The sequence below is a fragment of the Actinoplanes sp. NPDC023936 genome (genome assembly GCF_040639325.1).
In the GTDB taxonomy this organism is placed as follows: domain Bacteria; phylum Actinomycetota; class Actinomycetes; order Mycobacteriales; family Micromonosporaceae; genus Actinoplanes.
In genome coordinates this window covers 30548-56199 of record NZ_JBEZZR010000034.1, presented here as the reverse complement: position 1 = coordinate 56199, position 25652 = coordinate 30548, and the positions used below count along the sequence as shown (strand labels likewise).

Annotated in this window: 29 protein-coding genes and 1 pseudogene; 14 read left to right on the top strand and 16 right to left on the bottom strand. The window is 71.6% G+C overall.

What is annotated here, in order from left to right; translation table 11 throughout:
* Nucleotides 1–396: 396 nt before the first annotated feature.
* From AB0F72_RS32410 to AB0F72_RS32400, 3 genes are all read right to left on the bottom strand, one after another.
* Nucleotides 397–999 (bottom strand): TetR/AcrR family transcriptional regulator, encoded by a 603-nt coding sequence (locus AB0F72_RS32410; protein ID WP_360439338.1) that lies wholly within the window; start codon nt 997–999, stop codon nt 397–399.
* Between the two features lie 386 nt (nt 1000–1385).
* Complete coding sequence (locus tag AB0F72_RS32405) at nt 1386–1928, bottom strand: DUF4396 domain-containing protein (RefSeq protein WP_360439335.1); 543 nt, start codon at nt 1926–1928, stop codon at nt 1386–1388.
* Between the two features lie 70 nt (nt 1929–1998).
* Nucleotides 1999–3510: an MFS transporter gene (locus tag AB0F72_RS32400; protein ID WP_360439332.1), complete on the bottom strand. Its 1512-nt coding sequence runs from the start codon at nt 3508–3510 to the stop codon at nt 1999–2001.
* A 175-nt stretch (nt 3511–3685) separates the two neighbouring features.
* Here AB0F72_RS32400 and AB0F72_RS32395 point away from each other — a divergent pair, with 175 nt between their 5' ends.
* The 3 genes and pseudogenes from AB0F72_RS32395 to AB0F72_RS32385 all read left to right on the top strand — a co-directional run.
* A complete protein-coding gene (locus AB0F72_RS32395; protein WP_360439455.1) occupies nt 3686–3859 on the top strand; it encodes a helix-turn-helix domain-containing protein in 174 nt (57 codons plus the stop codon).
* A gap of 124 nt (nt 3860–3983) precedes the next feature.
* Nucleotides 3984–5276 (top strand): GAF domain-containing protein, encoded by a 1293-nt coding sequence (locus tag AB0F72_RS32390; RefSeq protein WP_360439329.1) that lies wholly within the window; start codon nt 3984–3986, stop codon nt 5274–5276.
* A 45-nt stretch (nt 5277–5321) separates the two neighbouring features.
* A pseudogene (locus tag AB0F72_RS32385) lies at nt 5322–5471 on the top strand (transposase); the annotation flags it as partial.
* A gap of 47 nt (nt 5472–5518) precedes the next feature.
* Here AB0F72_RS32385 and AB0F72_RS32380 read toward each other — a convergent pair.
* Both AB0F72_RS32380 and AB0F72_RS32375 read right to left on the bottom strand, forming a co-directional pair.
* The gene (locus AB0F72_RS32380) at nt 5519–6154 is read right to left on the bottom strand and encodes a GyrI-like domain-containing protein (RefSeq protein ID WP_360439326.1); all 636 of its coding nucleotides are present in this window, start codon (nt 6152–6154) and stop codon (nt 5519–5521) included.
* Complete coding sequence (locus AB0F72_RS32375; RefSeq protein ID WP_360439323.1) at nt 6138–6671, bottom strand: PadR family transcriptional regulator; 534 nt, start codon at nt 6669–6671, stop codon at nt 6138–6140. Before AB0F72_RS32375 ends, AB0F72_RS32380 begins: the two co-directional genes overlap by 17 nt.
* Nucleotides 6672–6938: 267 nt before the next feature.
* Here AB0F72_RS32375 and AB0F72_RS32370 point away from each other — a divergent pair, with 267 nt between their 5' ends.
* Together AB0F72_RS32370 and AB0F72_RS32365 are read left to right on the top strand one after the other, a co-directional pair.
* On the top strand, nt 6939–7427 hold the full coding sequence (locus AB0F72_RS32370) for a CAP domain-containing protein (RefSeq protein WP_360439320.1): 489 nt from the start codon (nt 6939–6941) through the stop codon (nt 7425–7427).
* Between the two features lie 156 nt (nt 7428–7583).
* Nucleotides 7584–8300, top strand: coding sequence for a hypothetical protein (locus AB0F72_RS32365; protein ID WP_360439317.1), 717 nt, complete (start codon nt 7584–7586; stop codon nt 8298–8300).
* On the opposite strand, the gene AB0F72_RS32360 is transcribed toward AB0F72_RS32365, so the two are convergent.
* The gene (locus tag AB0F72_RS32360; protein ID WP_360439314.1) at nt 8222–9292 is read right to left on the bottom strand and encodes an FAD-dependent monooxygenase; all 1071 of its coding nucleotides are present in this window, start codon (nt 9290–9292) and stop codon (nt 8222–8224) included. The genes AB0F72_RS32365 and AB0F72_RS32360 overlap by 79 nt on opposite strands.
* An 83-nt stretch (nt 9293–9375) precedes the next feature.
* On the opposite strand from AB0F72_RS32360, the gene AB0F72_RS32355 reads away from it, so the two are divergent.
* A complete protein-coding gene (locus AB0F72_RS32355) occupies nt 9376–9867 on the top strand; it encodes a TetR family transcriptional regulator (RefSeq protein WP_360439311.1) in 492 nt (163 codons plus the stop codon).
* 10 nt (nt 9868–9877) lie between these two features.
* Here AB0F72_RS32355 and AB0F72_RS32350 read toward each other — a convergent pair whose 3' ends face one another.
* Together AB0F72_RS32350 and AB0F72_RS32345 are read right to left on the bottom strand one after the other, a co-directional pair.
* A complete protein-coding gene (locus AB0F72_RS32350) occupies nt 9878–10207 on the bottom strand; it encodes a hypothetical protein (RefSeq protein WP_360439308.1) in 330 nt (109 codons plus the stop codon).
* A 64-nt stretch (nt 10208–10271) separates the two neighbouring features.
* Nucleotides 10272–10904, bottom strand: coding sequence for a TetR/AcrR family transcriptional regulator (locus AB0F72_RS32345; RefSeq protein ID WP_360439305.1), 633 nt, complete (start codon nt 10902–10904; stop codon nt 10272–10274).
* Between the two features lie 61 nt (nt 10905–10965).
* On the opposite strand from AB0F72_RS32345, the gene AB0F72_RS32340 reads away from it, so the two are divergent.
* Both AB0F72_RS32340 and AB0F72_RS32335 read left to right on the top strand, forming a co-directional pair.
* The gene (locus tag AB0F72_RS32340; RefSeq protein ID WP_360439302.1) at nt 10966–11391 is read left to right on the top strand and encodes a hypothetical protein; all 426 of its coding nucleotides are present in this window, start codon (nt 10966–10968) and stop codon (nt 11389–11391) included.
* Entirely contained in the window at nt 11388–11729 is a 342-nt protein-coding gene (locus AB0F72_RS32335) for a hypothetical protein (protein ID WP_360439299.1), read from the top strand. The genes AB0F72_RS32340 and AB0F72_RS32335 overlap by 4 nt, the downstream gene beginning before the upstream one ends.
* A gap of 8 nt (nt 11730–11737) precedes the next feature.
* On the opposite strand, the gene AB0F72_RS32330 is transcribed toward AB0F72_RS32335, so the two are convergent.
* Nucleotides 11738–13009 (bottom strand): hypothetical protein, encoded by a 1272-nt coding sequence (locus AB0F72_RS32330; protein WP_360439296.1) that lies wholly within the window; start codon nt 13007–13009, stop codon nt 11738–11740.
* A gap of 68 nt (nt 13010–13077) precedes the next feature.
* On the bottom strand, nt 13078–14259 hold the full coding sequence (locus AB0F72_RS32325) for a zinc-dependent alcohol dehydrogenase (protein WP_360439293.1): 1182 nt from the start codon (nt 14257–14259) through the stop codon (nt 13078–13080).
* Between the two features lie 84 nt (nt 14260–14343).
* On the opposite strand from AB0F72_RS32325, the gene AB0F72_RS32320 reads away from it, so the two are divergent.
* Together AB0F72_RS32320 and AB0F72_RS32315 are read left to right on the top strand one after the other, a co-directional pair.
* Nucleotides 14344–14874, top strand: a complete 531-nt coding sequence (locus AB0F72_RS32320) for a sigma-70 family RNA polymerase sigma factor (RefSeq protein WP_360439290.1) — start codon at nt 14344–14346, stop codon at nt 14872–14874.
* Nucleotides 14871–15323, top strand: a complete 453-nt coding sequence (locus AB0F72_RS32315) for a hypothetical protein (protein ID WP_360439287.1) — start codon at nt 14871–14873, stop codon at nt 15321–15323. Before AB0F72_RS32320 ends, AB0F72_RS32315 begins: the two co-directional genes overlap by 4 nt.
* 143 nt (nt 15324–15466) lie before the next feature.
* Here AB0F72_RS32315 and AB0F72_RS32310 read toward each other — a convergent pair whose 3' ends face one another.
* On the bottom strand, nt 15467–17038 hold the full coding sequence (locus AB0F72_RS32310; RefSeq protein WP_360439284.1) for an ATP-binding protein: 1572 nt from the start codon (nt 17036–17038) through the stop codon (nt 15467–15469).
* Between the two features lie 57 nt (nt 17039–17095).
* Nucleotides 17096–18169 carry a tartrate dehydrogenase gene (locus tag AB0F72_RS32305; protein WP_360439281.1) on the bottom strand — a complete coding sequence of 358 codons (1074 nt, stop codon included), beginning with the start codon at nt 18167–18169 and terminating at the stop codon, nt 17096–17098.
* A gap of 286 nt (nt 18170–18455) precedes the next feature.
* On the opposite strand from AB0F72_RS32305, the gene AB0F72_RS32300 reads away from it, so the two are divergent.
* Nucleotides 18456–19265, top strand: a complete 810-nt coding sequence (locus tag AB0F72_RS32300; RefSeq protein ID WP_360439278.1) for a polysaccharide deacetylase family protein — start codon at nt 18456–18458, stop codon at nt 19263–19265.
* A 67-nt stretch (nt 19266–19332) separates the two neighbouring features.
* Nucleotides 19333–19695 (top strand): hypothetical protein, encoded by a 363-nt coding sequence (locus AB0F72_RS32295; RefSeq protein ID WP_360439275.1) that lies wholly within the window; start codon nt 19333–19335, stop codon nt 19693–19695.
* 12 nt (nt 19696–19707) lie between these two features.
* Here AB0F72_RS32295 and AB0F72_RS32290 read toward each other — a convergent pair whose 3' ends face one another.
* Both AB0F72_RS32290 and AB0F72_RS32285 read right to left on the bottom strand, forming a co-directional pair.
* A complete protein-coding gene (locus AB0F72_RS32290) occupies nt 19708–21021 on the bottom strand; it encodes a hypothetical protein (RefSeq protein WP_360439272.1) in 1314 nt (437 codons plus the stop codon).
* Between the two features lie 99 nt (nt 21022–21120).
* Nucleotides 21121–21996, bottom strand: a complete 876-nt coding sequence (locus AB0F72_RS32285; RefSeq protein WP_360439265.1) for an RDD family protein — start codon at nt 21994–21996, stop codon at nt 21121–21123.
* Between the two features lie 27 nt (nt 21997–22023).
* Between AB0F72_RS32285 and AB0F72_RS32280 the strand changes: the two genes are divergently transcribed.
* Nucleotides 22024–23007 (top strand): stage II sporulation protein M, encoded by a 984-nt coding sequence (locus AB0F72_RS32280; protein WP_360439262.1) that lies wholly within the window; start codon nt 22024–22026, stop codon nt 23005–23007.
* Here the strand turns inward: AB0F72_RS32280 and AB0F72_RS32275 are convergent.
* Nucleotides 22986–24122, bottom strand: coding sequence for an NADAR family protein (locus AB0F72_RS32275; RefSeq protein WP_360439259.1), 1137 nt, complete (start codon nt 24120–24122; stop codon nt 22986–22988). The two genes, AB0F72_RS32280 and AB0F72_RS32275, sit on opposite strands and share 22 nt — an antisense overlap.
* A 15-nt stretch (nt 24123–24137) precedes the next feature.
* Complete coding sequence (locus tag AB0F72_RS32270) at nt 24138–24710, bottom strand: TetR/AcrR family transcriptional regulator (protein WP_360439256.1); 573 nt, start codon at nt 24708–24710, stop codon at nt 24138–24140.
* A 108-nt stretch (nt 24711–24818) separates the two neighbouring features.
* Here AB0F72_RS32270 and AB0F72_RS32265 point away from each other — a divergent pair, with 108 nt between their 5' ends.
* Entirely contained in the window at nt 24819–25559 is a 741-nt protein-coding gene (locus tag AB0F72_RS32265) for a glucose 1-dehydrogenase (RefSeq protein ID WP_360439254.1), read from the top strand.
* Nucleotides 25560–25652 lie beyond the last annotated feature (93 nt).

The window sequence follows — 25652 nt, the reverse complement described above, 5'->3', positions numbered from 1 at the left end:
CAGCGGCTTCGCGGGAGACTCACGGCCCGCCCGGCGTACGAAACGCCCCACCACGAGCTTGGAACCCTCCCGCGCACTCGGTCATCACGCCGAGTCACCGCAACGGCGGAGCATCGACGGCTTTGCGTCATTCTGTGGGGCACGGGACGTCCACGACTTTCCGCACAGCGCAAGCTTTACCCCTGACCCAGGCACTCCGGGTCACGATCACGACGCTGACCAGCAACCCGGTCCCCCGCGTGCTGACCCGACTGTCCCACGCACCGCGACATCGCCGCCCCCGCTGTCCGACCCGTGAAGCAGTCCCGCCCGGCGCGGCTGTACCCACGGCGCGGCTGTACCCACGGCGCGGCTGTACCCACGGCGCGACGGCCACCGCACGCGATCTGCGACGCGTCACCGGGGGAACAGGCGGCGCAGGTGGTACTCCATCACCTCCACCGCGTCCCCGGCCGACCGGACACCGACCAGCATCGTCGACGACAGCCCGGCGGCCAGCGCGGCCAGCCCGCGCGCCTCCACCCGCGGGTCGATCCCCGCCGGGACCGTCCCCGCTTCCTGGCCCGCCCGCAACTGCGTGACGATCACCGACTCGAGTTGGTGCTGCGGGTTCCGGGCGTCCGCGCCGGCCAGCGCCGGATCGGTCAGCGCGGCCGCGTAGTAGGCGGCGTGCACCCGCGCCAGCAGCAGGCTGTCCTCGTCGGTGGGCAGCAGTTCGAGAAGGCAGATCCGTACCACCTCCTCCGGCGTGGGCGGATGCCCGAGCGCCGCGAACCGCAGCCGCATCCGCTCGCCCGCCGCCTGCGCGCCGAGTTCGAACGCGTGGATGAGCAGCTGCTCCTTGGTCTGGAAGTAGTACTGCACGAGCCGCATCGACACGCCAGCCTCGGCCGCCACCTCGCGCAGCGTGGCGGCGGGCAGCCCCCGGCCGGCGGCGATCCGCCACACCGCCCCGGCGATCTGTCGTCGTCGTTCGTCGTGGTCGACCCGCTTCGGCACGCCAGAACTCTCGCACACCCCCACGACCCCGGGGCTGAGGAAGATCGGTACAGCGGTTAGCGGTAGCGATGATCTTGTCGTTGGCCGAACCCTCAGCGGACGCCTCCCCTCGCCGACGTCGAACACCACGGACCAGCACTCCGAGGCGTCTCGGCCGGTGAGAGACATCGGAACGGGAGCTGGCGCTGGCGATGATTTTGGAGACTGGCACTCCCCGCGCGAGGGCGAGGAGGCGTACCCGATCCGGATGGCCGCGGCCGGGGGTGTCGGCCGGCAGCGGCGCCGGCGGTGGGGTGCCGGCCGCCACGGCCGACACTTCGATACCCGTACGGGGCCAGCAGCGCCGGTCGCCACGATGGGTAGCGCTTCGCCGGACCGTGGCGCTGTCAGTGCGCGTGGTGGTACTGGTGCACCACGGCGTGGCCCTTGCCGCGCGAGATCAGCCACCGGTTGACCGGGGTGGTCAGGACGAACGCCACCGCCAGGGCGAACGCCAGCGATGCCCAGAACACCCAGCTGGCCAGGCCGGCTTCCATGGCGCCGGGCACCGCCAGCATCACGGCGTTGTCCAGGATCTCCATCACCGCGATGGACACGGTGTCCGCAGCCAGGGCGACCTTCAGGGCGGTACGGACGTCGAGCCCGGCGCGCAGCACGCCGCGCATCGTGAGGGCGTAGCCGAACACGAACGCGAGCACGACGGCCAGGACCACGGTCGGCCAGGCGGACCAGCCGAGCGCGGTGCCGATGACCATGCCCAGCACCTCACCGATGGCGCAGCCGGTCAGGCAGTGCAGGGTGGCCTGCGCCGCCGTGCGCCAGGACGTCCGCCCGGACGTCACCGAGGCAGTCCCGGCGTGGTGTTCGTGTCCGATGTGATGCTGATGGCCGGTGGTGTGCGACTCGGCGGTGTGCTGCTCGGGATGCATGGTGGGCTCCTTGGGGTGCCGGTGGCGCAGCCTGTCCGGCCGCCTACCCGGTCGTCGTCAGTAGAGGTGCTTACCCGGCGTGGGTGTCGGCTGCAGCCGCAGATTTCTGCGGGGCGCGGGTGGTGACGGTGACGGCCGCGAGCACGGCCGCGGCTACCAGCAGGACGGCGGCGGCGAGGTAGGCGGTGGTGTAGCCATGGCTCAGCGCCTGCTCCGCGCGGGCGACAAGGTCGCCGTTGCTGCCGGCGGACCCGGTGTGCAGCGCCGTGGCGGCGTCGGGCAGCCGGGTGGCGGCGGCCGTGGCGGACACGGTGGTCAGGACGGCCAGGCCGATGGCCGCGCCGATCTGCTGGGCGGTGTTCATCAGCGCGGAGGCCACGCCGGTCTCCCGCGGGTCGACGTCGTGCACGACGGTGAGGGTCATCGGCACGAACGCCAGGCCCAGGCCGGCGGAGGTGATGAACAGCGGCACCATCAGGTCGGTCCAGTAGCCGGCGTTCGCGTCCAGCGCGGACAGCCAGAACATGCCGGCAGCGGCGATCAGCAGGCCGGGGGCGGTGATCGCTCGCGGCGGCAGCTTCTCGACGAGTTTGGACGCCACGCCGGAGGCCAGGATGATGCCGGCGCCGAACGGCAGCGCGGCGGCGCCGGCCTGCAGCGGACCGAACCGCAGGACCTGTTGCATGAACAGGGTGGCGAGATAGAAGGTGCCCATCAGGCCGGCGCCGATGAACAGCACGGTGAGGTAGGCGCCGGAACGGTTGCGGTCGGCCAGCAGCCGCAGCGGCAGCAGCGGGTCGCGGCTGCGCGCCTGCCGCGCCACGAACAGCACCAGGGCGGCGACGGCGGCGGCCAAGGCGGTCAGCGTGACCGGGTCGCTCCAGCCGTGCTCACCGGCGCGGGTGAAGCCGTAGGCCAGGGCGGTGAACCCGGCGGTGCCGGTCACCGCACCGACAGTGTCGAGACGACCGGTGTGCCGCTCGCCGGCCACCAGGATCCGGGTGCCGGCCAGGACGGCGATGCCGATCGGGATGTTGATCAGCAGGACCCACCGCCAGCTCAACGCGCCGGTCAGCAGCCCGCCGAGCAGGACGCCACCGGTGATGCCGAGCGCGGACATCGCGCCGTAGACGGCCATCGCCTTGTTGCGTGGTGTGCCCGCCGGGAACGTGGTGGCGATCAGGGCGAGCGCGTTCGGCGCGACCAGCGCCGCACCGATGCCCTGGATACCGCGGGCGGCGATCAGCAGCTCACTGGTGGGCGCGAGCCCACCGGCCAGCGACGCGGCGGTGAAGACGATCAAGCCGAGCCGCAGCACCCGCAGGCGGCCGTAGAGGTCACCGGCCCGGCCGCCGAACAGCAGCAGACCGCCGAACGCCAGCACGTAGGCGTTGATCACCCACGGCAGCGCCGACTCCGACATGTCGAACTGCGCCTGGATGCTCGGCAGCGCCACGTTGGCGACGGTGTCGTCCAGCACCATCATCAGCTGCGCCGTCGCGATCACGAGCAGGGCCAGGCCCAGGCGGCCACCGGCCCGTCCCCCGGCCTCAAGGGCGGTCGTCGGTGCGGTGCGTGACATGGCTGCGTCCTCTTGTTCTCTCGGCGGTCCATCCGGCTATACCCCCAGGGGGTATAGCCGTCGCAACGGGCCAGCCAGTGCGGATATTTCCGTGAGGCCGTTTTCCACCCGGATGTGACCGGCGTCATCTGCGCAGCATGCCGGCGCAGCGTCGGCGCCTTCGCCTCCAGCCCGACTGGCCCCCGGCGCCATCCGCCACCTACGCAACCCGGACGCCGAGCAGGAACGACTGCTCAAGCTGCACGCCGCCGGTGAGCACACTATCGTCGAACTGGCCGAGCTGTTCGGGGTGTCGCGCCCGACGGTGTACCGGGTCCTGGACCGCGCCGCCGCGACGGCCTCGACGTGAGCCCGGATCGTCACACCGGATGACCGTGCCCGCACGTGAGGCGAGCTCCCCGCGTACCGTGCCACCGCCAGCGGCGGGTGCTGTGCCGGCTCTCCCCCCATCTCTGCAGTGAAAGGCCTCTCCCATGACGGCAGTACCAGAGCAGCGGCCCGCTACTGCCGATCCGGCGGCTGCCGGACAAGCCGGCGACCACGATCTGCGCGCGTTGTTCGGGCAGTCCATCGCCGTGTTCGCGGCGCTGTCCGGACCGGCGCACGTGGTGGAGACCGCGAACCCGGCGTTCTTCGCCGCCATCGGCCAGGACCGGGCCCGCACCGGGGTCCCGCTCGCCGACCTGATGCCCGAACTGGCCGGCCAGGGCTTCCTCGACCTGCTCGACCAGGTGTACCGCACCGGTGAGCCCTACACCGGCCACGACACCCTCGTCCGGCTGGGCACCGGACCGCAGGCGCGGGAGGCGTACTTCGACTTCACCTACGAGCCGCGCCGCGCCACCAGCGGCACGGTGACCGGTATCCGAGTGATCGGCGTGGAGACCACCCGGATCAAACACGCGCAACGGCTGATGACCAAGCACCGTGCCCTGCTGGAGCAGATCGCCCGGCAGGCGCCGCTGACCGACGTACTCAACGGCATGGCCCGCAGCATCGAGAACCTCTCCCCGCACGGGGTCCTGGTCTCCATCCTGCTCGCCGACCCCGACGGCCGGCACCTGCTGCACGGCGCCGCACCCAGCTTGCCGGACTTCTACAACCAGGCCATCGACGGCATCGCCACCGGCGACGGCGTCGGCTCCTGCGGCACCGCCGCCCACCGCCGCGAACCCGTCATCACCAGCGACATCACCACCGACCCGGCCTGGGACGCGTTCCGGGACCTGGCCGAGGCGGCCAAGCTCGCCTCCTGCTGGTCCATGCCGATCCTGGCCCGCGACGGCCACCTGCTGGGCACTTTCGCCATGTACCACCGCACCCCACGTGCCCCGGAGGACATCGACCTGGCCCTGGCCCGTCTCTTCGCCGACACCGCAGCCCTCGCGATCGAACGACACCACATCGAGCAGGCGAAACAAGCCGCCGAGGCCAGCGCCAAGTCAGCCCTGGAGGAACTGGCCAAGACGGTCCGCGCAGAACGCCAGCTCCGCGCCGACGCCGAACAGCGCGCCACCGCCGCCGCCGAGCTCAACGCCCGGATGCGTGCCGCCGCCGCCACACAGGCCAACCGGCCCCACCCGGAACACTGCCAGCTCGGCGGCCCCACCCCCTGCGCCAAAGAGGCCACGATCAAGATCGCCGACTCGTGGGGCGACTCAGCATGGGGCTGCACCGACCACGTCGAGGAAGCCATCCTCAACGTCCGCAACGTATTCATCGCCAACGAAGAACTCGGCGGACTGGCCGCCTACCTCAACCGGTGACCCGCCCAGCGCCAAGTACCGCACGGCGGCTACCAGCGATCACGATGGTGGTCCGAGGTCGACGCCACCGATACTGATATCGACCGGTGCTGGCAGGCGTTCCTGCGCCGCTTCGACATCGAGCACACCTTCCGCCTGCCCGAACAGACGCTCGGCTGGACCGCACCGCAACTCCGCGAGCCGGCCGCCGCGGACGCTCAGCTGCGTCTTGCCCGGCAATGGCCGCGTACCCGCTCCGCCTGTCATACCCCCAGTACGGATCCAGCGGTGATCGGCTGCCGGAGGATGGTGCGCCGCTTCTCCGGGGCCACTCGCCGGGAGTCGCTGAGGTAGACCTCGTGGTGCGTGCCGGCCATGTGGAACCCCTGCCGCGGGATGAATTCGTCGTGCAGGTGCGCCAGGACGTCTGCCTCCTCGTCGAAGGAGCCGATGTGCAGGGTCTGCACGCACCGGCCCTCGGACAGGGTCTCGAGACGGAGGTCGCCGAGACGCGCGGGCCGGTCCTTCGCCCCGGCCCGCTCGACGGCGGCGGCGAACATGTCCGGGTGGATCCAGTCCGGGGTCATGAGCATCAGCGTCCAGTCCCAGCGCGACTTGTCGCGCGCCGTGGTGAAGGAGTCCATGTCCTCGGCCCACCAGAGGCCTTCCAGCGGCGGGACGACGTAGTCGCGATCGAGCTCCGTCTTGCTGGCGAACTTGAGCTTGTACGCGACCGGGTAGAGCGCCTGCAACGCCTCGGCGAAGACGGGCGAGGTGTTGGGGTCTCCGTGCCCGTCGATCATCAGATATTGCATGTCGGGCACGTCCACGACCCGGAACTGGCCCTGTCGCGCCTGGTAGGCGTCGAGGGTCTTCTTGAAGTCAGTCTTGTTCGTCATCGGGTACCTGGACTCGGCTGGCGAGCCACTGCCTTTCCGCCTCCATGAGGCTCAGTGAATACGAGAACACCTCACGCGCCGCCGGCGGAAGGGTGGCCTGTGCCTCGGCAGCCGCCCGGACTCCAGTGATGCGCGTTTCGATCGCAGCCAGGCGGGCGCGCAGTGCCTGCGCGTAGTCCTGTTCCGAGAACAAGGGCAGGTTTGCGATGCCGACGAGCAGCGGGTTCGGGACCGGCCGGGGGTCGGCGACGAGGGCCAGCGCCACTCGCGCCGCCACATCGCGGCCCTCGCTGGTGGCGTGCAGGACTCGGCGAGACTTCCCGCCGGCGGAACCCTCGGGGGCGTGCAGCAGGCCACGCTTCTCCAGCTTGCCGAGCAGGTAGTAGATCGAGGAGAACCCGATATCGGTCCACTGCCGTATGCCGCGCTGCTCGATCACCCGTTCCAGGTCGTAGCCGTGCTGGGGGCGCTCGATGATCAGACCCAGCACGGTGAGCTCAGCAGGCGTCAGGTCCATGCCGCTATTCTAGCACTAGAATAGCGGCATGCGGACGGAGGCGCCGCACCACGACCTCGGTGGCTATGCCGACCCTGTTCAGGGATCGATCGAGGTCGCAGCCGCGAGGCAGCGCCTGGCGCGAGCCTTCCTCAACCCCGGACCCCGCAACCGTACGGCGACGATCACGCACCGAGTCAGCGATCCAACCGGCCGCGCCCGCGCCGAACAGAACAGCGCAAGCACGAACCGCACCACCTCGGAAAGAACCAACGAAAGGGACCGCTCTTGCGCAAGCTTCTCCGCCGTTTCGCCCTGGCCGCCCTCATCGCCCCGGCCGCGGTCGGCATCACGATGACCGCGTCCCCGGCCGAAGCCGCGCCGGCGAAGTCCAGCGAGACCGCCCTGCAGACCGAGATCAACCGCCTGATCAACGTCCAGCGCACCTCGCACGGCTGCGCCGCGCTGAAGGTCGACGCCAAGCTCACCACCGCCGCCCGCGGCCACAGCGCCTGGATGGCCCAGACCGGCACGTTCTCGCACACCGGCCGCTCCGGCTCCAACTTCGTGGCTCGCACCAAGGCCGCCGGTTACGCCAAGCCCTCCGCGGAGAACATCGCCTGGGGTTACCGCTCCGCCGCGCAGGTGGTGAACGGCTGGATGAAGTCCCCCGGCCACCGCACCAACATCCTCAACTGCAAGTCCAAGAAGGTCGGCGTCGGCGCGGTCTACAGCAAGAGCGGCGCCCCGTACTACACCCAGAACTTCGGCTACTGACCCCCCTGAGCCGAGGAAAGCGATGCCCCAGCCGATCCCCCTGCGGCTGGGGCATCGCCGTGTTCAGAACGACCACCAACCTGACGACCACCAACGTAGAGGGACGCGGATAACACCGCCGTGACAGCGTTCGTCATGTCCGTGGATGATGACCCGATGATCAGCCGCATGCTCGCCGCGCTCCTGGTGGCGGCGCTGCCCGCCGCCTGCGCCGCCCCCGGAGCAAGCCCAGCCCCCGACGTCGCTGTCCCGGCCGGCTGCACCGTCTCCGGAGTCCGCTGGTCGGAGCCGGCCTTCGCCTCCCGGCTCACCCGCGTCACCGTGTTCGGCGAGAGCACGACGGTCTCGCCGACCGGCCGGACCGTCCTCGACGAGCCGTTCACGTCCTCGATCACCCGGCTCACCGCACCGGACGACTGGGCCACCGCGCTCGCGACGTCGCTGAGCGCCGCGTCCGGCCGTACCGTCAGCAGTGGCCCGGCCGTCACCGAAGACGGCGGCTACTCGCTGCCCGGCGGCAGCCAGGACGATCCGACCATTCCGGAGATGCTGTTCTACCAGGGCGTGCAGACGGTGACGGCCGATTTCGGCGTCGACTGCGGCGCGACACCGGTGTCCGGAACGTTCGCGGCGTGGACGGACCTGACGGTGGGCGGGGTGACCTGCGGTGGTGTCGAGGAGCCGGCCGAGGAGCTGGGGCGGCAGGCGCGCCGGCACTGCCCGCGAACGCCCGCGCCGGGCCGCTCAGCCGCCGTCCCGGACGCGGTCCCGTTCGACTCGTCCGACGTGCTGGTTCACGGTGCCGACGGCGGGGCTTCGCCGCCGAAGCTGGCCGCGGCGTGTCGGCCCGCTGCTTGGTTCTCGGCGACGTAGGGCCGCAGCCGCTGCTCGTAGGCGGTGTAGGCGATCTCGTGGCGGCCGCCGGCAGCTGACAGTTCCCGGGCCAGAGTCCATGCTCCTACCAGCGCCTGCGAGGTGCCCATCCCGCTCGTCGGCGCGGCGCAGTAGCCCGCGTCACCGAGCAGCGCCACCCGGCCACGGTGCCAGTGATCGAGGTGGACCTGGCAGCTGGAGGCGAAGTAGAAGTCGTCGGCTTCGCTCATCGCCGTCAGCAGCCGTGGCGCCTCCCAGCCGTGCCCGGCGAACGCGGCTCGCAGCGCCTGCTCCTGCTCCGCGCGGGTACGCCTGTCAAGTGCCGGTGAGTCGGTGGCGAAGGAGAGGCTGACGGTGAGCCGGTCGGCGGGGCTGGTGCTGAACAGGTAGACCGCCGCCTTTCCGGGCTGGAGCAGGCCCCGGCCGTCCAGGCCGAGGTAGTTAGGGGTGCTGAAGCCGGCTCCGGACATGCCGAGGTGCCGCAGGACGTCGTCGTTCGTGCCGAAGGCGAGGTTGCGGACGTTGGAGTGCACGCCGTCCGCTCCGAACACCAGGTCGAACTCGCGGGCAGCGTGACGCTCGAACTCGACGGTGACGCCCGCCGCGTCTTCGGTCAGCGCGGTGATGGAGTCGTCGAAGAGGTATTCCACGTCATCGGCGGTGATCCGGTGCAGGATGCGGGTCAGGTCCCGCTTGGGCACCTCCAGCTCGCCACCGAACGCCTCGGCGGGCAACTGGACGATCTCGTTTCCGGTCTCGTCGACGATGGTCGTGCCGCGCATCCTCGTTTCGTGGTCGCGCAGCTCGTCGCGGATGCCCATCGCGTCAAGCGCATCGAGCGCCGTGCCGCGGAAGTCGACGGCGTACCCGCTGTCGCGCAGGGCCGGTGCTCGCTCGACCACTGTCACGTCGTACCCGCCTCGGTGCAGGAAGTAGGCGAGGGCCGGTCCGGCCACGCTCGCGCCGGAGATGAGGACGTTCGGCTTCGTCATGGCGGCAACACTAACCGTCGATTATCCATATGGTCAATCCATTTGGATAATCCGCTTGGTTGATAGCTTGGTATCCTCCGCGTATGGGAAACCGGGAAGACCTGCTCAGAGGCGCCAAGCAATGCCTGATCGAACGTGGCTGGGCACGCACCACGGTGCGGGACATCGCCGCCGCGGCGGGCGTCAACCACGCCGCCATCGGCTACCACTTCGGGTCCAAGGACGCGCTGCTGACGCAGGCCCTGGTCGAGGCGATGGAGGACCTGTCAGGTCAACTGGCCAAAGAGGTTCCGGCCGACACGCCGGAGCAGCGGTGGCAGGCCCTCATCGACACCTTCAGCACCCACCGGCCGCTGTGGGTGGCCCAGCTGGAAGCCGCCGTCCAGGCGGAGCGATCTCCCGAGGTCCGCGAGCACCTGGCCAACGGCCAACGCGAGGGACGGCAGGGGCTCGGCGGCTCCGTGCCGCTCGCCCTGCTGACCGGGCTGATGTTGCAATGGCTGGTGGACCCCGAGCACGCCCCCTCCGGCGCCGACGTCGCCGCCGAGCTCCGCGCGCTCAACGCACGACCTTGATGGGGGTCGGTTATTCCTGTCCGTCGTCGCGGTTGACCAGCTGGTTGAGCAGTCCGACGATCTCGTTCAGGCTGGCGCCGTGCTGGTCCCGGATGCGGCCCACTGCCCCGGCCAGGTGGTCGACGTTCTCACCGAGCCCGGTGATCGCCTGTCCCTGTTCGAGCTGGGTCTCGCGGAGCGCGCCGAGCATGCGGGTGTGTCCGCGTAGTTCGGCCCGGTAGTCGGCGACGTCCCGGTCGGCGCCGGCGGCGAGGGCCCGGGCCAGAGCGGCCTCCTGGCGCAGCACGCCGACCTCGGCCTCGAGTGCGGCGACCCGCTGGGCGAGCTCCTCCAGGGTCATGGTGGTCACGGTACCTCGGGCCAACCGAGAGGGGTCGTCCCGAACGGGGGACCTCGCGGGCGGATCAGTCGGTGACCGGGGCGGGAAGCGGCCGCGCCGCGATCCGGCGGGCGTCGATCTCGGGCACGCCGAAAAGGCGCAGCAGGCCGAGCGCCGCCTGCCGGGCCGCCTGGTCAGTCTCGGACAAATCCGCGTCGGGCGCGGCCACCGTCAGGGTGTGCCTGAGCGCTCCCAGGGTGGCACCGCCGAGGCACGACAACGCCACTCCGCCGTCGTCGAAACAGAGCCGCCCGACGTTGTGGGCATGCCGCAGGAACCGCACCACGACCGGCGCGAGCGGCTCCAGGTACGCCAGCCCGGCCCGATCGATCACCCGCGCCAGATGAGGGTGGGTCCGCGGCAGCCGCACGGTGAGCCGGACCGCGGCCGACAGCACCTCGGCCGGATCGGTCAGCCCCGCGGTCGCCGCGTCCAGCAGCTCCTGATGCTCGGCCGCGACCTGAGCGATTGCCTGATCGAAAAGGGCCTGCTTCGACTCGAAGTGGTTATAGAAGCTGCCGAAGCCCACATCCGCGGCCTCGGTGATCTCCTGGATGGACACCTCGGCGGGCGCCCGGGAGACCAGCAGGTCCCGGGCCGCTCCGAGCAGGGCCGCGCGCGTGCGGGCGCGGCGCTGGTCGAGGCGGTTCGGCGGCATGCCCCGATCCTAAGCCGTCCGCCAAGTTGATGATTTCATCAGAACTGATTAGCGTTCCCGTATGAAGAAGATCCTCCAGGCCGCCCTCGGCGCCACCCTGGCTTTCGCCGGCACCACTCACCTGACCGTCGCCCGCGAGGAGTTCCAGGCCCAGGTGCCGAGCTGGTTCCCGATCGACGCGGACCTCGTCGTGCTCGCCTCCGGAGTGGCCGAGATCGGACTCGGCGCGGCGCTGCTGACGGTGTGGAAGCAGCCGTACCGGGGGCTGGTCGGCGCGGCCGCCGGCACGTTCTTCGTCGTCGTCTTCCCGGGCAACGTCGCGCAGTGGCTGGAACACAAGGACGGCTTCGGCCTGGACACCGACACGAAGCGGTTCGTGCGGCTGTTCTTCCAGCCGCTGCTGGTGGCGTGGGCGCTCGGCGCGACCGACGCGATCCCGGCCGTCCGGTCGCTGCGTGGACGGCGCGGGCTACGCTCCCGCCCATGATCACAAGGGCGTACCTGGCGCTGCTCGGCTGGTATCTCGCGGTCGCCGCTGTGCCCGCCCTGCTCCTGCAGCAGCATCCGGACAGTCCCGGCTACACCGAGGTGTCCGGCGCCAGGAAATCGTGCGTGGGCGACCTCGGCTGCCCGAAAGTGATCGAAGCCGGCGACATCTTCGTCCCCGTCTTCCTCTGGATCACGCCGAGCCTGCTCGTCTCGGCGCCCCTCTGCTGGTACCTGGTCCGTAAATGGAAGAAACCGGGAGCGGCCGCCTTCACCGCCGCGATCGGCGGCTGGGTGGCGCTGTGCTTCGGCGCCTGGTTCTATCTCGAACTCGGCTGACCAGCGGCTCAGAAGTGCTCCTTGAGAAAACCCCGCCATCGCCCCACCGGCCCCTGATCCCCGGGCGGCGGCAGCGCCCGCACGATCTCCCTGCCGGTCGGATGCCGAGCCGCCAGCACCGCCGTCCGCAACACCGCCCGATCCACCGCCGCCCCACCGGTGACCTGCACCGTCGTGTCCGCGCGCGCCAGCAGATAACCGGACTGTTCCTCGACCGCGCCCGACCCCGTCCCGTGGCGATAGAGCAGACCCCCGGGCTCGGTCTCGCAGCGCATCCTCGCGCAGAACTCCGCACGCCCCGCCCCGGTCGACAGCATGATGCTCACGGCCTCCGGTCCGCCGCGCCCGCCCAGCGGCGCGAACGCGACGCCGTCGGCCAGCACCGGGTCGACGCGGAAGCCGGGCAGGTCGGCGACGAAAAGACCCTTCTCCCCGGTACGGCGCATCGCCTCCAGATCCTTCGCACCGGCCGGCCGCACGGTGCGAGCGCCCTCGCGGAGCACGGCCCGGTCCACACCGATCGACCCGCTGACGATCACCGTGCGCCCGTGACGGCGCACCTCGTACCCGTGACTGTCGGCCCCGTGCCGGTACACCAGTCCCCCGGGCTCGGTCTCACACGGCTGGAAGTCCAAGCGCGAGCCGGTCAGCGAATCACTGCAGAGTGGACGATCAAAAGCCGCCACATTCGCCGTCAGATAGGGCGGGATCTTCGCGTGATCCTCGAGCATGAACGCCCGTGAGCCGAGCCGGCGCCCGTACCCGTCCCCAGACGGCAGATAGCCCGGCACCTCGACCACGTAGAGCGACCCACGCTCCTCGCCCGCCGCCGCCAGGCGCAGGGCCGCCTCGTCGGGGCCGGTGAAGCGCAGCGCGACGGACCCGGCGACGAAGGTCGCGAGCAGCGCGCCCCCGGCGATCATGCCGGGCAGGCGGCCCGGCGCGAGGAGGGCGGCGACCACCGCGTACGGGAGGCCGGCGAGCACCAGCAACGCCGGGTCGGGCCGGGCGATCTCGGCCACGACCGCCCAGCCCGCGGCGAGCAGGACGGTCCCGCCGAGGAACACGCCGACGGCCCGCGGCCACGGCTCGGGCGACCCGTCGACCAGCCGGAAGACGACGACCGCTCCGATCGGCGCGGCGATCAGCAGCGGCACGGCGGCGCCACCGGCGAACAGCACGCCGGCGAGCGCGGAGAGGGAGAACGCGACGAGCATGCTGCCGGCGATCCACACCAGAAGCAGCCGCACGAGAACCGGGAGCCGCTGCGGATCTTCCATGTCCGTGGAGTGTGCCCGGCTCCCGCAACAGCCGTGTCACACCCCCTAAGGCGTCCTAGGACACTAGGTCAAGGCTTGAGGACCACCTTGACGCAGCCGTCCTGCTTCTTCTTGAAGATCTCGTACGCGTGCGGCGCCTCCTCCAGCGGCAACCGGTGCGTCACCAGGTCGTCCACGCCGAGCGGGTCGCCGTCGCCGCTGAGCAGCGGCATGATGTCGTCGACCCAGCGCTTCACGTGCGCCTGGCCCATCCGCAGCGTCACGCCCTTGTCGAAGAGGTCCATCATCGGCATCGGGTCCGCGTTCCCGCCGTACACCCCGATGATCGACACCGTTCCGGCGCGGCGGACCGCGGCGAACGCCGTGGTGAGCGCGGCCATCCGGTCGATGCCGGCGGTCTCCACGGCCTTGCGGGCGAGCGCGTCCGGCAGCATCCCGGCCGCCTTGACCGCGGCGGCCTGGACCGGCGAGCCGTGCGCCTCCATGCCGACGGACTCGATGACGCTGTCGGCGCCACGGCCGGACGTCAGGTCGTACACCGCGGCCGGCACGTCGACGTCGCTGGTGTCCAGGGTCTCGATGCCGTGGCGGCGGGCCATCTCCAGGCGCTCCGGCACGTTGTCGGAGGCGATCACCCGCTCCGCGCCGAGGTGCCGGGCGATCCGCGCGGTCATCTGCCCGATCGGGCCGAGGCCGGTGACGAAGACCGTGCCGCCGGGCTGCACGTCCGCGTACTTGACCGCCTGCCACGACGTGGTCAGCACGTCGGAGAGGAAGAGGAAGCGCTCGTCGGGCAGATCGGACGGCACCTTGATCGGCCCGAACTGGGCCTGCGGCACCCGCAGGTACTCGGCCTGGCCGCCGGGCACCTGCCCGTAGAGCTTGGTGTAGCCGAACAGCGCGGCGCCCTTGCCCTGACTCGTCACCTGGGTGGTCTCGCACTGCGCGAAGAACCCGCGCCGGCACATCCAGCAGTGCCCGCAGGAGATGTTGAACGGGATCACCACCCGGTCGCCGGGCTTGATGTGGGTGACCTCGGCGCCGACCTCCTCGACGATGCCCATCGGCTCGTGGCCGAGCACGTCACCCTTGTCGAGGTACATGCCGAGCACGTCGTACAGGTGAAGGTCGGATCCGCAGATCGCGGTCGAGGTGATCCGCACGATGGCGTCGGTCGGTTCCTGGATCTTCGGGTCCGGCACGGTCTCCACCGAGACCTTGCTCGTCCCCTGCCACGTCAAAGCTCGCATACCGTCTGCTTGCCCGCCAGCCGCGGGGTCAATCCCCGGATCCGCGTCGTGAACCTTTCCGGATCCGCATGCGACTGTTCGGGTGTGATCGATCGAGTGGCGCGGGACGCCAGGCTGGTGGTGCGGGCCCAACTGGGCGACCGGCGGGCTCTCGCCGAGCTGGTCGGGCACTGGCACGAGCCCCTCTGGCGCTACGTCCGCCGGATGACGCCGAACGCCGACGACGTCACCCAGCAGGCATGGGCGGCGGCGCTGGGCTCGCTGCCCCGGTTGCGCGAGCCCGAGCGCTTCGCGCCCTGGCTCTTCACGATCGCGCGGCGCGCGGTGATGAACCAGCTGCGTCAGGGGTACGGGTCACCGGACCCGCTCGAGAGCGACCTCCCCGACGGCCGTGACCCGCTCGCCGGCGTGCTGGACCGGGCGCAGATCGCCGAGGGCCTGGACGGCCTTCCCCCGCCCGAACGGGAGGTGATCGAGCTGTTCCATCTGCAGGACCTGAGCCTCCAGGAGTGCGCGGAGATCCTGGCCGTGCCGGTGGGGACGGTCAAGTCCCGCCTGCACCGCGCGCGGCGCCTGCTGCGCGACCATCTCATCGCGAAGGGATATGCGTCGTGACCGAGCGCCCGGGTTTCCCGCCGGAGGCCGTGCTCCGGGGCCTGTCGCTGCGCCGCCGGATCCTGCTGGCGCTGGCCGGGCTGGCCGGCGGCTGCGGCGCGGCGTTGCTGCTCCTGCTCTGGCTGACCGAGCCCGATCCACTGCCGCTGCGCACCAGGGTCGCGTTCGGCGGGCTCGTCGCCGTGGGCGTGAGCTGGGCCGCGTACGCCGCCGGGACGCTGGCCCGGATGCCGTTGTTCGCGGCGGACCGGGTGATCGCCGCCTGGCTCGCGCTGATCTTCACGACCGCCACCACGGCCGCCTCGCTGGCGGTCGCGATCACCCGCCCGAGCCCGGCGGCCGGGGCCGCCACCGTGATCGCCCTGGGCACCGTGCTCGCGGCCGGGACGCTGCTGCGCCGCGCCCGCCGGCGCCGGGCCGCGCTGCTGGCCAGGCTGTCGCCGGACTGACCTCCCGATCCGGCCGGGACCCGGCCTCAGCGGGCCGCCGCCCCGGCCGATGGTGGGGGGAGCGGAACGCCCGGGCCGGCGGAAGCCATGGCTCCCTGAAGGTCACAGCCACCCACCGGCTCAGGGCGACCGCGGCGTCACGGTCACGGCCAGCGCGGCAGCTCGATGTGGACGCACGTGCCCTGCCGCTGATCGTTCGGCGTCACCGTGATGACGCCCTGGTGACGCTCGACGATCAGTTTCGCGATCGACAGCCCGAGGCCGGCGCCGGCGATCGCCAGCTCGGTGGTGACCGCGCCCCGGAAGAACCTGTCGAACACGTGCGGGCGCTCGTGCTCCGGAATCCCCAGCCCGGTGTCGACGACGTCGACGCACGCCCGGGTGGCGCTGCCGGAGACGGTCACGGTGATCGTCCCGCCGCCCGGGGTGTACGTGATCGCGTTGTCCAGCACCGCCGTGACCAGCTGGGTCAGCCGCCGCGGGTCGCCGCGCAGGGGCAGCCGCTCGGGCCCGGAGCGGTGCACCGACAGATTCTTCACGGTGGCCCGGGACGCGACGTCGCCGACCGCGCTCGCGACCAGGCCGGCCAGATCGAGATCGGCCACCTGCATCGGATTGCGGCCGGCGTCGAACGCCGACAGATCGAGCAGCGCCTCGACCAGGCGGCGCAGCCGTTCACTGCCGCGCCGGGCGGCGGCGACCATCGGCAGCAGCTCGGCGGCCGGGCTCTCCGGGTCGCTCTCGCCGAGCAGCTCCAGGTACGAGCCGATGATCGTCACCGGGGTGCGCAGCTCGTGCCCGATCAGGTTGAGGTACTCGTCCTTGCTGCGGGTCAGCTCCCGTTGCAGCTCCTCGGCCCGGCGGGCCTCGGTCACGTCGTGCACGACCGCCACCGCGCCCAGGCTGCGCCCGCGCCCGCTGGTGATCGGGTGACCGTTGATGATCAGCCAGCGCCGGGTGCCGTCCGGCCGGTGCAGCACGTACTCGACGCCGCGCACGTCGGCGCCGCCGAGGGCCAGCAGCAGCGGCAGCCGGGACGGGTCGATCGGGGCGCCCGCCGGCGTGGTGAGCGGCAGCCCGCGCGCCCACTGCTCGACCGTGCCCTCGACCTGCTCGGTGCCGAACCGCTCGCGCAGGGACCGGTTGACCAGCACCAGCCGGCCGGCCGCGTCGCAGGCGGCCACCCCGGTGTCGAGGCTCTCCAGCAGGGTGTCCCGGAACATCCGCTGCCGGTACTCGGTCTCGTGGGCGCGCAGCTCGGCGACGAACGCGGTGCACGCCTGCGCGCCGTCGTCGAGCGCGGCCAGCTCGTCGGGCAGCCACTGGCGGGGTGGGTAGTCCATCACCGAGCAGGTGCCGGTGATCGTGCCGGTCGGGTCGCGGACCGGGTAGCCGGCGAAGGAGCGCAGGCCGACGGCCCGCACCGGCGCGTCCGGCGGTACCCGGTCGTCGCTGTTCACGTCGTTGATCACGACCGGGAAGCCGGTGCGCAGGATCAGCCCGCCGACCGTCGCCGAGACCGGCACCCGCTGCATCGTCTCGAACCCGGACGGCAGATTGTGCCCGCCGATCAGCCGCAGGTTCCGGCCGTCGATCAGGTGGATGATCCCGCAGGCGGCGTGCGCGCCGCGGGCGATGAGCGCGGCGAGCCGGTCGGCCGCCGACCGGGTCATGCCTCCGGCGGCCATCTCCATCGCCGGCGCCGACCTGTCCATGCCGCTGATTCTTGTCGCCGCCGTGGACCGGCACGCCCGGTTCGGCGAACCCGCGCCTCAGAGGTTGCCGACAATCGCGCCGGTCACCTCCCGGGTGGTCGCGGTCCCGCCGACGTCACGCGTGCGGACACCGCCGGCGGTGGTCCGCTCGATGGCCTGCCGGACGGCTGTCGCCTCGTCGTGCAGACCGAAATGGTCCAGCATGAGGGCGGCGCTGCCGATCGCCCCGATCGGGTTGGCGATGCCCCGGCCGGCGATGTCCGGCGCCGACCCGTGCACCGGCTCGAACATCGACGGGAATCGGCGCTCCGGGTTCAGGTTGGCGCTGGCGGCCAGGCCGAGGCTGCCGGCCAGCGCGCTGCCCAGGTCGGAGAGGATGTCCGCGTTCAGGTTCGAGGCGACCACGACGGAGAGCTCCTCGGGACGCAGGACGAACTTCGCCGCCATCGCGTCGACCAGCACGCTTTCCGTCTCGACGTCCGGGAATTCGCCCGCCACGCGTGCGAAAACATCGTCCCACAAGACCATTCCGTACTGTTGCGCATTGCTTTTGGTCACGCTGGAGACCTTCTTGCGGGTACGGGTCCGCGCGAGCTCGAAGGCGAACCGCATGATCCGCTCGCACCCGAATTCGGTGAAGAGCGCCGACTGCACGGCCACCTCCGATCCGCCCGCCCGGGCGCCGAAGGTGCGGCCACCGAGGCCGACGTATTCGCCTTCCGAGTTCTCCCGGACCACCACCCAGTCCAGGTCCGCCCGGTCGGCGGCGCGCAGCGGGCTCTCGATGCCGGGCAGGAACGTGACCGGACGCACGTTCGCCCACTGGTCGAAGTTCTGGCAGATGTTCAGGCGCAGGCCCCACAGGCTCACGTGGTCGGGCACACCGGGCCAGCCGACCGCGCCGAAATAGATGGCGTCGAAGCCCTTGAGCTGGTCGAGCCCGTCCTCGGCCATCATCCGGCCGTGCTCGGCGTAGTAGGCGCTCCCCCACGGGAATTCGTGCCAGTCGAACCCGAACCGGCCCGCCGAGGCTCCGGCGAGCGCGTCGAGCACGGCGCGACCGGCCTCGACCACCTCGGCGCCGACGCCGTCGGCGGGAATGACAGCGATCCGATACGTATTGACGGTCATGCCTCCGAGTACACGCCCGCCCACCCCGCGTCGTCCAGGACCGGGCACCGGCCCGGCCCGCACGGAAGGAGAAAAGCCGGCAGGATAGCAACCCCGCGCAAATAGCGCGCATTCTCGATCGCCGATCTTTGTTTCACCGCGAGCGGCGTCACATTCCGGCAGTTCCGGTGTCGCATTTGCGCTTTTGTTCTGGTGTTGATCATCACGGTGCAGGCGAATGGGTTGACGGTGAAAACGGTCGATCGCAACCATGGGCGCTCCGCGAAAGTACAGGGGGATTCTCGCGATGACGGAAATCGTCAGCAATCGGCCCGCACAGTCGGGTCGTTCACGCCGCCGCATCGGCGCGCAGCTCGCCGTCGGCCTGGTCGCCGGCTCGATGGTGGTGGCCGCCGCGCCGCAGGCCGGGCAGGCGGCGCCCGCGACAGTGACCGCCGCCGCGCCGGCCGCGAACGCCGCCCGGCAGGCCCGGGCCGCCGAGGCCGCCGCGCCCCGGGTGCGCACCCTCGAGGTCGCCTACTCCGCCGCCGCGGCACGGGCCAAGCGCAAGACGGTGGCGCTCACGTTCGACGACGGCCCGTCGAAGTACACCCCGCAGGTCCTCGACATCCTCAAGCGGAACAACGTGAAGGCGACGTTCTGCATGCTCGGGAACAACGTCGGGCCGTACCAGAAGACCGCGAAGCGCATCGTCCGGGAGGGACACCGGCTGTGCAACCACAGCCGCAGCCACCCGGACTTCACCGATCTGTCGAACAGCGCGGCGCGCTCGCAGGTGGTCTGGACCCAGAAGAAGATCAAGAGCGTGACCGGCCGCAGCCCGCAGGTCTTCCGGTTCCCGTACGGGGCGAGCAACTCCCGTACCCGCAAGGTCGTCCGTGACCAGGGCCTGCGGATCCTGGGCTGGACCGTCGACACGCGGGACTGGTCGCGGCCGGGCACCAGCGTGATCGTCAGCCGGGCGGTGAACAACACCCGGCCCGGCGGCGTGGTCCTGATGCACGACGGCGGCGGCAACCGCAGCCAGACCGTCGCGGCGCTGGACAAGACCATCAAGAAGCTCAAGGCCAAGGGCTACACGTTCGTCCTGGCCTGACCAGCGAGCAGTCCCTCGCACGGGTGGCGGGGCAGGCCGGATCGCCGGTGCCGTCGTTGGGTACGGCATGCGTAGAGCGCTTCTCCTCCCCGTACTCGTGCTGGCTCTGGCAGGTTGTGGCGCGGAGCCCGCGGCCGCCCCGGTGGCCGCGGGTGAACCGGCGGCCGCGGACGCCGACAAGGCGGCCTGCGCCGCGGTGAGCGACGTGAACACCGCGAAGGCACACCTCGATCCTGCCCGGACCGGACCGGCCGCCCAGCTCGCGGCGAAGGCCACTCAGGAGTCGATCCGCACGGCGGCCGGGCCGGTGCGGGACACCAGCGCCGCGGTGGCGGCGGCCGCGCCGAAGCCGCCGGAGAAGCTGAACCTGGCGATGGCCGAGGCCTGGCTGAACCTCTCCAGCGCGTGCGGAGCCCTCACGACCGAGTAACGCCGGGGACGGCTACTTCTTCGCGGCGTCGGTCTTGAAGACGGACATGATGTCCTTCGTGGCCTGCAGCCGCGACGACAGCAGCGGATCCATCACGGCCAGGATGCCGATCACCGCCCAGACCAGGGCGATCGTCACCACGGTCCGGCCGAACGCGGCCGGCTCCAGATAGCCGGCCGCGTTCAGGGGCAGCGCCACGGCGAGCGGCAGCAGCGCCACGACGATCGACCGGAGCACGTGCACGGCAGCACGCAGCCGGCTCCGGCCGGGCGTGGCGTCGGTGGCACGCCGCATCGGCCAGGCGCCGACCGCGCCGGTGCAGACGGTCAGCATGATCTGCTGGGTGAGCCGGCGGATCTCCGGCCAGCCGGCCTGGGTCGGCGCGGCGACGTCCACCTGGTACGACCGGATCGACGCGGCGACCACGTCGAGCTGGGCGTGCAGCTGGGCGCGGCTGACCGGGTCCGGCAGGGCCAGCGACCGTTTCATCCGGACCCCGAACACCTCGGCGATCCGTTCCAGCTGCCGGGCCGTGCGCAGGCGTGCCGCCCGGTCGAGGCGGCGCTCGGGGCTGCGGCCGATCAGGGTGGCGAGGCCCAGGGTGTACATGAAGGCGAGCGCGTCGGGTCCGGTCCGGGCGTCGTTGTACAGGTCGAACAGCGCGGTGGAGAGGACCACGAACAGGACGATCCCGAGCACGATGACGGCGGACCAGGCCAGCGCGGAGAGGGCGATCGGCCCCAGGTCTCCGCGGCTCAGCACCGGGGCGGCGGCCGCGCTCGGCAGAGCCGTGTCGCGCAGGATGTCCGGCAGGTAGAAGCAGAGTGACGCGGTGGCCGCGGGGATCAGCCAGCACGTGATCAGGAACGCCCGGGGGAACATCTTCCCGACCGCGATGACGGCGCCGAGCACGACCAGCGTGCCGGCGTAGATCGCGATGCCGTAGAACACCTTGGCCTCGACGGCGGCGGACTCCGCCATCGCGGGCGCCGCCAGCAGCGGGACCAGGAAGCCGATCACCATCCCGGTGACGGCGACCGCGTTGAACCGGTCCGCCCGCAGCTCGTGCCGTACGGCGTCGCCGGCGAGCACCCGGAAACGGGTGCGGACCAGTGCCGCCGCGGGATGCGACCCGCGCAGCACCGCGTCGAAGGCGGAGCGTCCTTCGAAGAGCGGGCGGGCATGCGCCAGGACACGCCGCCGGCGAGCCGCGCCGGACCGGTGGTCGCCCACCGCCTTGCGGATGGCTCGCGGCACGCTCATCACCTCGGCCCAGAGCTCCGCGATGTCGCTGCGGCGGGCCGGAACCTGTGCATCCTGCTGCATCCCCGAGATGATGCCGATCGACGTCCGTCGAGTACAGACTCCGATCGGCTACGGTCTCCGACCGGTCACGGCCTCCGATTGGTCACGGCCTCCGATTGGTCACGGTCTCGGGCCGGGGGTGGCGGAGCGGATGGGCACCCCCGTACCCGGGGAACCGGTGGTGATCTGGTCGGAGAGTGAGCGGGCCGCCGAGAGTGACCCCTCCGCCCGCCGGCGGCGCTCGGCCAGGACGGCGGCGAGGTAGGCGTCCGGCGGGGTGCCGGGCGGCGGCGCCGGACGCACCCGGTCCGCGACCTCCGTGGCCAGCTCGCGGGAGAGGCGGGAACGCTGCGGCTCGCGCAGCAGGTAGGCACGGGAGAGGTACTGCCGGGCCGCGAGGGCGAGACGGTCGTCGATCGCCGAGAGGTCGGCGACGGAGATCCACCCGGCCAGCGCGGGCGGCATCGGGGGGACCGGCTGCCAGGAGTACGGGCGACGCACGTGCACCACCATCGTCCCGGCCGCCAGGTCACCGAGGCGGCGTCCGCGCGACGACCCGAGCATCGTGCCGAGGCTGACCACCCAGGTCACCAGCGGCAGGAGCAGACCGGGCCATTCCACCGCGAAGCCGACCAGCGCGCGGGTGAACGCGTGCCGCGCCCGGATCGGCCCGCCGTCCTCGCGGATCACCCGCAGGCCGACCACCGCCTTGCCGAGGCTGCGGCCGTTGGTGACCGTCTCGACCACCGCCGGATAGCCGAGCAGGACGATCACGATCACCAGGCGCAGCGACGTGTCGAACAACGCTTCGTCCACCAGGCTGGGCGGCAGCGCGCGCAGCGTGAGAGAGGTGAGCAGCAGCAGGAACAGCACCAGGACCGCCTGCACGCCGATGTCCACGGCGAGGGCCAGGGCCCGGGACCCGAGCCGGGCCGGACGGACGTCGAGCGCCACCGCCTCCGCGTTGACAACACGCCCCTCACCCAGCACAGTCACCCGGACAGTAAACATGAAGGGCGCACGGTGGACCTCGACGCGTACGTGCTGGAACGCGCCGGCGAGTGGGATCGGATGGCGAACCTCGCGCGGCGGCGCCGGCTCACCGCCGCGGAGGCCGACGAGCTGGTCACGCTCTACCAGCGGGCCGCGACACACCTCTCGGTGCTGCGCCGGCGCGCCCCCGACCCGGTCGTCCTGGCCGCCCTCTCCGAGCAGCTGTTGGCCGGTCGCGCGGCGATCAATCGCGGACAGGGCTTCGCATGGCGCTCGGTGCCGCGGTTCTTCCTGCGGACCTTTCCGTCCGAGTTGTATCAGGCCCGCCGCTGGTGGCTCCCGCTCGGCGTCCTGCTGGTCGCCGCGGGCGTCGCCCTGACCTGGTACATCGCGTCCTATCCGCAGGTGGCCGCGCACTTCCTCACCGCGGATCAGATCGCCGGGATCGTCGGCGGCGACTTCGTCGGCTACTACAGCCAGTATCAGCCGCAGAACTTCGCCGGCCAGGTCTGGACCAACAACGCCGTGCTCACCGCGCAGTGCATCGCCTCCGGCGTCCTCGTGCTGCCGGTGTTCTACCTGCTCGGCGTGAACCTGCTCAACATCGCGCTCTCCGGCGGCGTCCTGACCGGCGCGGGTCTCGGCGGCACGTTCCTGAGCTTCCTCGCCCCGCACGGCCTGCTGGAGCTGACCTGCGTGATCGTCGGCGCGGCGGCCGGCCTGCGGATCGGCTGGGCCTGGATCGCCCCCGGCGCCACCCGCACCCGGCGGCAGGCGCTGACCGAACGCGCCCGCTCCGGCATGCTGATCGCGATCGGACTGGTGCCGGTCCTGGCGGTCGCCGGCGCGCTGGAGGCCTACATCACGCCGTCACCGCTGCCGCCGGCCGCGCGCATCGGCGTCGGCGCGGTGGCCTGGCTGGGATTCCTCGCTTACGCGCTGCTGCTGGGCCGGGCGGCCCAGGCCCGCGCGGTTCCCGGCGACGGCGCGGCCTACGAGCTTCCGTCCGCCTGATCCCCGGTACGGGCCATCGCCCGGCCGGCCACGAATCCGGCCCGCTCGGCCCGCAACTCGGAGCGGACCAGCTCCAGCAGGCGACCAAGCCAGTTGCGCCCCTCGCTGCCGCCGCTCCAGTAGGCGGAGCTCAGGTTGTACTCGATCCGTGCGTCACCGGTGCCGAGCAGCACGCCGGCCAGGTCGGCGTGCTGCCCGAACTTCGCCCGCAGGACCGCGTGCATGGCGGTGAGCCGCACCTCCGGCCAGTCCCGCCGGATGGTCGCCCGCCCGGCCGCCGCCTCCGCGTCGACGGGGGTCGCCGCGGCCTGGATGGCCTCCCGCGCCGCGTCGTCCGTGACGGCGAGGGCCCAGTAGGCGTGCACCGCGCTCGGGTACGTCCGGCCGCCGATCTCGATCGCGGTGGGCCGTTCGTTGCGCAGCCACGCCACGTCCGGCTCGGCGGGGAAACGGCCCAGCACCGCCAGCTTCACGGTCGGGCGCGACGGCTGGTCGGGGCCGTCCAGGGGCCTCGACTCCGCCCACTCCCCCACCGACTGGTCCCGGCCGGCGAAGTAGGCGAACGCCTCGGCCCGGTCCTCCTCGGTGACCGGCTCGCCGTCCGGCCCCAGCAGGCCGCTCAGCACCTGCAGCGGCCAGTCCCGGTAGTCCATGTCGCCGAGCGCGTAGACCCGCAGATGCCCGGGGATCGCCAGGTACGCCCGCCGCAGCGCCTCGCGGTCCTCCTCGCTGCGGCTCGCCAGGTACCGGTCGAGGGCGGCCATGCACCGGCTCGTCGAGTCCGGCCGCCCGTTGAGCTGCTCGATCTCGTCGGCGACCTCGCCGAGCAGGTCCTCGGCGGACAGCGCCATCGCCGGGTCCGCGAACACCCAGGACGCGAGATGATGGGCGGACGCGGTGACGCCGGGCTCGAGCGCGGTCGCCACCCAGCCGCTCTCCAGCTTGCTCCGCAGACCCTCGAGGTCGACCCACTCCCAGCAGTAGAGCGCGCCGTCCGCGAAGATCAGCAGGTCGGTCAGGAAGTAGTTACGGCCGTTACGAATGAAGATCGGCCGCCAGGTGCCCTCGATCCGCTCGCCGTCGACGGTGCGGTACGTCCTCCGGTCCAATGCCACCGTCGCAGTCTAGGACTATTGATCCACTGTCTGGCTGATGAGGACACTCAGGTCCGAACCGGGAATTTGCTCCTGCAGGAAGACGACCCGGTAGACCAGGTAGCCCATCCAGGCGTGGGCGGTCACCGTCACCGGGAAGCCGGCCGGCAGCTCCCCTCTGCGGATCGCCCGCTCGAGGATCTCCACGAGGCCTTCGAACCACGGGTGCAGGATGTCGCGCAGGTCGGCGACGCCGGCCTCGCCACGGGAGCTCATCGCGCCGGCCACCACGCTGGCGTCACCGTACTTCGTCAGGGTGCCGAGCATCGCCTCCAGTTGCGCCCGGGCGTCGCCGGTCACCGTACCCGTGTCGGGGGTGGAGAGCGGCGCGAGCCGCGACCGGACCGCATCGGTGACCACCGCGGCCTTGTTCGGCCACCAGCGGTAGAGCGTCATCTTGGCCACGCCGGACCGCTCGGCGATCCGCTCCATCGTGACCTTGTGATAGCCGATCTCGTTGAGCAGCTCCTCGGCGGCGGCGAGGACCGCCGCGTGGGCCTGCGGGTCACGTTTGCGGCCGGCTCCGGGCCGGGCTCCTCCGACGGGCATGACGTCCATCCTCCGCTCAGGGCCGGCGACCTAGATCACAGGGTCCAGAAACCAATACGAGACGTATCGTAAAGGAATCAACACGGCACTCTGTGAGGGAGCAGGACGATGGCTCGATTCGATGGCAGGACCGCGCTCGTGACCGGCGGAGCGAGCGGCATCGGCAGGCAGACGGCGCTGCGGCTGGCGTCCGAGGGCGCCGCGGTCGTGGTCGCCGATGTGCAGGACGGTCCCGGCGCCGCGGTGGCGGCCGAGATCGAGAAGACCGGTGGCACGGCGCTCCACCTGCACCTCGACGTCACCGACGAGGCAGCGTGGGCGTCCGCGGTCACCGCCGTGCAGTCCCGGTTCGGCGGACTCGACATCCTCGTCAACAACGCCGGGCTCGGCCACGCGGAAACCCTCGAGGAGACCACGCTCGGGCTCTACGAGAAGGTCGTCGCGGTCACCCAGACCAGCGTCTTCCTCGGCACGAAGGCGTTCGCGCCACTGCTCAAGGCCTCCCCCGCCGCCGCGGTCGTCAACATCAGCTCGATCTTCGGAGCGTCCGGCGGCTTCGGCACCTCGCCGGCGTACCACGCGGCCAAGGGCGCTGTCCGCACGCTGACCAAGAACGTCGCCGTCGCGTGGGCGCCGCTGGGCATCCGGGTCAACAGCATCCACCCCGGTTTCATCGAGACGCCGATGATGGGCGACACCGACCAGGAGCCGTACGTCGCCACCACGCCGCTCGGCCGGGTCGGGCGTCCCGAGGAGGTGGCGGCCGCGATCGTCTTCCTGGCCGGCGACGACGCCTCGTTCATCACCGGCGCGGAGCTGTTCGTGGACGGCGGCTACATCGCCCGCTGACCCCACCGGGACCCTGCCGTGTCGTCCCCCGTGCGGCGCGTCCCCGTCTGCCGGCGCGGGTGAGCGGACACGGTGACCCCATCGCAGCGTGGA